The following is a 2,117-nucleotide window of genomic DNA, read 5'->3' as shown; positions in this document are numbered from 1 at the left end:
CGCGCCGTAGCAGGCCGTGGCCACCAGGCAGGCGCCCATGCCCGCCAGCACCTGCGGCGACAGGGCCACGGGGCCCGTCTGCGCCAGCACGGCCACCCCGGCCATGCCCAGCAGCACGCCGGCCGTGCGCGCGGCGGTGATCCGCTCGCCGAAGGCCACGGCGCCGATCAGCACGCCCATGAGCGGCGTGGTGGCGTTCAGGATGGCGCTGTAGCCCGCCGGCAGCGTGCGGGCCGCGAGCGCGAACATCAGGAACGGCACCCCCGAATTGACCACGCCCAGCACCAGCGCCGCGCCCAGCTTGCCGTGAAAGGCCGGCCGCAGCCGCGCGAACGCCAGCAACGCCATCAACCCGGCCGCCGCCAGCGCCACGCGCCCGAAGGCCGTGGGCACCGCGCCCAGCACCGGCACGGAGATGCGCATGAACAGAAAACTGCCGCCCCACAGGGCGGCGAGGGCGAACAGGCGGATCAGGCTGGCGAGGGTCATGGGTGGCGCCGGCGGGGCGTGGACCCCGCCGAATCGGCAAAACGAAACGACGAAACCGAAGGCTTTCGCCAAGCCCTGGCGGGCCCGGGCCGCCCCCGGCGCTGGAGGCCCATTCTTCGAAATCCGGTGGGTTCGCGCAAACCATTTATGCTGCGCGACTGTTTATTTTGACTGAACGGTCATGCGCCTTCCTCCCCTCATCGCCGTGCGATTTTTCGAAGCCACTGCGCGCCATCTGAGCGTGCGCCGCGCCGCCGCCGAGCTGCACGTCACGCCGGGCGCCGTGTCTCAGCAGGTGCGCAAGCTGGAGGAGTTCCTGGGCTGCACGCTGTTCGATCGCCTGCCGCGCGGCCTGGCGCTCACGCGGGCGGGTGCCGAATACCAGTCGGCCTGCAGCGATGCGCTCGCGGTCATCGGCCACGCCACCTCGCGGGTGGCCGCCGGCGCGCGGCGCGTCGTGCTGGTGAGCTGCACGCCTGGCTTCGCCGTGCAGTGGCTGGTGCCGCGCCTGCAGGACTTTCAGCAGCACGCAGCCGGCCTGGACGTGCACGTGAGCACCACTAACCGCACGGTCGATCTGGCCGGCGAGGGCGTGCATTTCGCGGTGCGCCACGGCATGGGGAAGTACCCGGGCCTGCGGGCGGAAGCGCTGCTGGCCGACGATCTCGTGCCGGTGTGCAGCCCCCGCCTCATCGCGCCGCGGCGCATCGCGCGCGCCCGCGACATCGACGGCCATCGCCTGCTGCACGACGAGCACCGGGGCGACTGGCGGCTGTGGTGCGAGGCGCACCGTATGCCCCGGGTAAACACCGAACAGGGCGTGGTGTTTGCTGATTCCAACGGCGCCATCGAAGCCGCCGTGGCCGGCCGGGGCTTCGCGCTGGTGCGCCGCGCGCTCATCGGGCGCGAGCTGGCCACGCGCGCCTTGATCGGCGTGCAGGCGGGTGCGCTGGCCACGCCGCTGGCGTACCACCTGGTCTATGCGGCACCCGCGCTCATCGATCCGGAGCTTCGGCGTTTCCGCGACTGGATCGTCGCGCAGGCCGGGCAGGAGCGCGGCGGCGGCGCTTGAGCGATGTGGCCGGCGCCGGGCTTCACGCCCCCGGCAATGCCCGCACCATGTAGACCGCGCCCTCGCCGTAGGTGGCCAGCCGCGTGCGCTGCGCAGCGTCCTGCAACGGTGCGGGGGCATAGCCGTGCCGTGCCCAGTAGCCCTGCGATCCCTGTACCGAGACCAGCGCGCTGTGGCGCAGCCCTTCGCTGCGTGCCGTGGCCCAGGCCGCGGCCAGCAGCACCTGCGCGAGGCCCTGCCCTGCCAGCGCGGGTGACACGGCCATGTCGTGCAGGTACAGCGTGTCGGGGGCCTGGGCGGCCTCGAAATCGCCGTGCAGCGGCGTGACCTTGCCCCGCAGCGAGCGGTAGGCCGCCAGATAGGCACACAGGTGGCCGTCCCGCTCCAGGGCGAGCGAGCACTGCGCCGGGCTCGCCAGGCGGCGCTGGAACACCGCATGGCTTTCCTCGAACCCCTCGCCATAGCAGGCGCGCTGCACCTGCAACAGGCCGGGCAGATCGGCCGCGGCCAGCGGGCGCGCCCGGGGCGGGGCGGATGGCGGGGGGTGGGATCGGGC

Annotated in this window: 3 protein-coding genes; 1 reads left to right on the top strand and 2 read right to left on the bottom strand. The window is 73.1% G+C overall.

The genetic code is table 11. The annotated features are described in order from the left end of the window. A partial coding sequence (locus AC27KI_RS23395) for an EamA family transporter (protein ID WP_487116112.1) occupies nucleotides 1-489 on the bottom strand: 489 nt, incomplete at its 3' end. 181 nt (nucleotides 490-670) lie between these two features. Here AC27KI_RS23395 and gcvA point away from each other — a divergent pair. Next, nucleotides 671-1,561: a transcriptional regulator GcvA gene (gcvA, locus tag AC27KI_RS23390; protein ID WP_487090851.1), complete on the top strand. Its 891-nt coding sequence runs from the start codon at nucleotides 671-673 to the stop codon at nucleotides 1,559-1,561. 22 nt (nucleotides 1,562-1,583) lie between these two features. Here gcvA and AC27KI_RS23385 read toward each other — a convergent pair whose 3' ends face one another. After that, entirely contained in the window at nucleotides 1,584-2,072 is a 489-nt protein-coding gene (locus AC27KI_RS23385; RefSeq protein WP_487116114.1) for a GNAT family N-acetyltransferase, read from the bottom strand. Nucleotides 2,073-2,117 lie beyond the last annotated feature (45 nt).

Source organism: Acidovorax sp. KPB24-03 (assembly GCF_057546605.1).
The sequence above is the reverse complement of the archived record's forward strand: the minus strand, read 5'-3'. Positions and strand labels throughout refer to the sequence as shown.

What these genes read in the sequence shown, in the direction of transcription:
- gcvA (WP_487090851.1), top strand. Translation starts at nt 671, where the DNA reads ATGCGCCTTCCTCCCCTCATCGCCGTGCGATTTTTCGAAGCCACTGCG.